This window comes from Micromonospora sp. M51, from assembly GCF_018070305.1.
Lineage (GTDB): Bacteria > Actinomycetota > Actinomycetes > Mycobacteriales > Micromonosporaceae > Micromonospora > Micromonospora parva.
On sequence record NZ_JAGPXZ010000624.1, the window covers coordinates 1 to 3,721 of the forward strand.

A 3,721-nucleotide genomic window follows, 5' to 3' on the forward strand; every position below is an offset into this window, starting at 1 on the left:
CTACAAGGACGAGTCGATCGAGCTGTTCACCTCGCTGGGCACCACCAGTGGCGGGTTCGGCACCTTCACCGGCAGCTACAAGCTCCCCGCGAACTCCTGGAAGTGGGACTCGTTCAAGACGATCACCGGTGACCACAACGGCGACGGCCGCACCGACCTCGCGGCGATGTACTGCCAGGCGGACGGGTCGATCACCATGCACACCGCGCTGGCGGACACCAGCGGTGGGTTCGGTGCGTTCACCGGCAGCCTGACCGTGCCGGCCAGCGCCTCCTGGCAGTGGGACGCCATCCGACTTCTCTGAGCACGACCGCTCGGTGTGGGAGGGTTCCCGAGAACCTTCCCACACCGCTGTCGTCGCTGGCCCCGCTGCCGGTACGACGTACGGCACCGGCGGTTAGCATGGCGGGACTATGGCGACTGAGCGTAAGGCGACCGCGGACCCGGCCCGCAGCCTGGCCCTTCTCTGGCGCACCCGGGAGCCGACCAGCCGCAGCGCCGGCCCGGCGCTCAGCGTCGACCGGGTGGTCCGGGCCGCGATCGACATCGCCGACACCGAAGGGCTCGACGCGCTGACCATGCGCCGGGTCGCCGAGGCGCTGGGCGTCGGCACCATGTCCGTCTACACCTACGTGCCGGGCAAGGCCGAACTCGTCGCCGTCATGATCGACACCGCGTACGGCGAGATGCCGCGACCCGCCGTCGAGGGCGACTGGCGCACCCGGCTGGAGCGGATCGCCCGCGACATCCTGGCGCTCTACCAGCGGCACCCCTGGATGCTGCGGGCCGAGACGACCCGACCGGTCCTCGGCCCGCACCTGATGGCCAAGTACGACTACGAGCTCGCCGCGATCGTCGACATCGGGCTCACCGACGTCGAGGTCGACGCGGTGCTCACCCTCGTGCTCGGTCACGTGAAGAGCGCCGCGCGCGCCGCTTCCGAGGTGGTCGACCTGGAGCGCGAGACCGGCATGACCGACGGCCAGTGGTGGCAGTCGCACGCGCCCTGGCTGGAGCGGTTCATGACGGCCAGCGCCTACCCGATCGCCTCGCGGGTCGGCACCGCTGCCGGCCAGCAGCACGGCGCCGCGTACGGCCCGGAGTACGCGTTCGAGTTCGGTCTGCAACGCGTCCTCGACGGCATCTCGGTGGTGGTCGCCGAGCGGGCGGCCAACCGGTAGCCCGGCCGGTTCGGGTCAGCGCGACGCGCCCCGGTCCGCCGCCCTGCCGACCCTGCGGGCCAGCCGGGCGAGTGACCGCGCCGACGGGCTGCCCGGCAACCCGACGTCACCCGGCCCGATCAGCTCGCGCCGGGCACGCAGATATTCGCCGAGCGGGCCGGCCGTGCTCACCCGCCCATCGTAGGAGCAGCCACCGGCCGCCCAGACTGGTCCTGTCACTACCAGGAAAAACAGGGAACCGGCTAGCCCCGGCCCATGGGGTGACAGTGTCGGGGTAAGCGTGATCGAGAGACGGGACAGCAATGACAGAGCCCATCACCACCCCCTTCGGTTTCGCCTCGACCGCCGACGAGGTCCTCGCCGGGGTCGACCTGACCGGCAAGCGGGCCGTGATCACCGGCGGCGCCGCCGGAATCGGCGTCGAGACGGCGCGTTCGCTCGCCGCCGCCGGCGCCGACGTCGTGCTCGCGGTCCGCCGGGTCGCGGCGGGTGAGCAGGCCGCCGCCGACATCGCGGCCAGCATCGGCGCGCAGCGGGTCACCGTCCGCGCGCTGGACCTGGCAGACCAGGATTCGGTACGCCAGTTCGTCGCCGACTGGGACCAGCCACTGCACATCCTTGTCAACAACGCCGGGATCATGGCGTTGCCCGAGCTGGAGCGCACCGCCGAGGGCTGGGAGATGCAGTTCGCCACCAACTTCATGGGGCACTTCGCGTTGACCGTCGGCCTGCACGACGCCCTCGCCGCGGCCGGCGGCGCCCGGGTGGTGTCGGTCAGCTCCAGCGGCAACCTCTTCTCCCCGGTGATCTTCGACGACCTGCACTTCGCGTTCCGGCCGTACGACCCGCTGCTGGCCTACGGGCAGTCCAAGAGCGCCGAAGCGCTGCTCGCCGTGGAAGTCACCCGCCGCTGGGCAGGCGAGGGCATCCACGCCAACGCGCTCAACCCGGGCGCCATCGCCACCGGCCTGCAGAAGCACACCGGCGGCCTGCGTACGCCCAAGGAACGGCAGAAGACCCCGCAACAGGGCGCGGCGACCTCGGTGCTGCTCGCGGCCTCCCCGTTGCTGGACGGGGTCGGGGGTCGCTACTTCGAGGACTGCGCCGAGGCCCCGATCGTCAGCGAGCGGCCGGCCGACTACAGCGGCGTGGCCGGCTACGCCGTCGACCCCGGCAACGCCGAGCGGCTCTGGAGCGTGGCGTCCGACCTGATCGCGCGGCGCGGCACCGGCCGTTTACCGCGACGCCCGGGCTCGGCGGAACCCGCCCAGGACCGGCCGTCCGGGTGGTACGACTGGGGCGGCGGTGGCAGCTGCGGCCGGGGAAGGATGGCGATGGCGGGCAGGCTCCCGGGACGGCTGCTGCTCCGGCGGGAAGACTCGGACCGGGCCCCGCTGATCGTCGCCCTGCTGCTCTGGGTGATGTTCGACGCGATGCCGGGGCTGTGGCGGTCCGTCCGGCGATCCGGCGAGAGTGGCGTGCCCGACCAGCTGCGACACGGACAGCGGCCCCGATGACCGAGCAGGGACGACAGCACGGCGACCAGCCGCGACGACCCGACGTGGTGGAGTTGCGGGTGCACGGCGTGTCCGGGGGCGACCCCACTGTCATCCTCGACCGGCCGCAGGTCCGGCAGGTCGCCGGCGACGACAGCGGGGGCTTCCACCGCGACGCCCGATCGGACGACGCCGAACCGGGCGGGGTGACGCTGGAGGCGTACCGCTGGGGTGACCTGCCCTCCGGCACCGTCGGCCGGACCCTCGCCATGGTCTTCCTGCTGCCGTTCATGCTCGGCAACGTGGCGGTGTGGATGCGACCCACGGGCCGCCACCGCGCAGCCGGGGTCGACGTGCTGTGTCGGCTCCTCGCGCTCAACCTCACCGTGTTGTACGTGGTGTCCGTCGCCGGGGTCGCCCTCGACCTGATCGCCTGGCGCTGTCTCGGCGCGGCCCGGTGCCGCCCGCCCTTCGACACGATGGCCGGACTCGACGGCCGGCACGTCGGGGAGCGGCTGGCCTTGTTGGCGCTCCTGCCGATCGCGGCCGTGGTGCTCCTGCGCCTACTGGGTACCCGCTGGTCCGGCCCGACCGATCATCCACTGTGGGCGATGGAGCCGCTGGTGCGCCGGCTGCGCGCGATCCATGTCGCCGCCGCGCTCGCCGTACTCGACCTCGTGCTGCTCACGGCCCGCCGCGTCGGCGGCGCGACGTTCGGGACGACGCTGCTGCTGGCGCTCAACGCGGCGGTACTGCTGGCCTGCGTCGGGCTGCTCGCCGCTCCGGGAGTGATCGACCGGCCGGCGACCATGCGAACGGCCAGCTGGACCGCCCGCACGGCGGCCGGCCTGTGCGCGGCGACCCTGGCCGCCGTGGCGGCGGACCCGCGGGGTTGGGCGCCGGCGACCGGGCTGCCCGGCTACGGCGGAATCGCGGGTGGGGCACTGCTCGGCCAGATGGCCCTGCTGGTGGTGCTCAGCGCGGTGGTGCAGGGGCACCACGGTCGGGTGGGCGGCCGTTCCGCGCTGCCCGCCGGTCTGGGGG

Annotated in this window: 3 protein-coding genes and 2 pseudogenes; 4 read left to right on the top strand and 1 reads right to left on the bottom strand. The window is 73.0% G+C overall.

Annotation, left to right across the window (positions count from 1 at the left end):
* Together KBX53_RS25775 and KBX53_RS25780 are read left to right on the top strand one after the other, a co-directional pair.
* Positions 1–304 (top strand): annotated as a pseudogene (locus tag KBX53_RS25775) (hypothetical protein); the annotation flags it as partial.
* A 109-nt stretch (positions 305–413) separates the two neighbouring features.
* The gene (locus KBX53_RS25780) at positions 414–1,181 is read left to right on the top strand and encodes a TetR/AcrR family transcriptional regulator (protein WP_210862115.1); all 768 of its coding nucleotides are present in this window, start codon (positions 414–416) and stop codon (positions 1,179–1,181) included.
* A gap of 15 nt (positions 1,182–1,196) precedes the next feature.
* Here KBX53_RS25780 and KBX53_RS25785 read toward each other — a convergent pair whose 3' ends face one another.
* Positions 1,197–1,352, bottom strand: coding sequence for a hypothetical protein (locus tag KBX53_RS25785; protein ID WP_156057843.1), 156 nt, complete (start codon positions 1,350–1,352; stop codon positions 1,197–1,199).
* A gap of 131 nt (positions 1,353–1,483) precedes the next feature.
* Between KBX53_RS25785 and KBX53_RS25790 the strand changes: the two genes are divergently transcribed.
* Both KBX53_RS25790 and KBX53_RS25795 read left to right on the top strand, forming a co-directional pair.
* Positions 1,484–2,698: an SDR family NAD(P)-dependent oxidoreductase gene (locus tag KBX53_RS25790; RefSeq protein ID WP_309140852.1), complete on the top strand. Its 1,215-nt coding sequence runs from the start codon at positions 1,484–1,486 to the stop codon at positions 2,696–2,698.
* Positions 2,695–3,721 (top strand): annotated as a pseudogene (locus tag KBX53_RS25795) (hypothetical protein); the annotation flags it as partial. The gene KBX53_RS25790 and the pseudogene KBX53_RS25795, both read left to right, overlap by 4 nt.

What these genes read in the sequence shown, in the direction of transcription:
- KBX53_RS25790 (WP_309140852.1), top strand. Translation starts at nt 1,484, where the DNA reads ATGACAGAGCCCATCACCACCCCCTTCGGTTTCGCCTCGACCGCCGAC.
- KBX53_RS25780 (WP_210862115.1), top strand. Translation starts at nt 414, where the DNA reads ATGGCGACTGAGCGTAAGGCGACCGCGGACCCGGCCCGCAGCCTGGCC.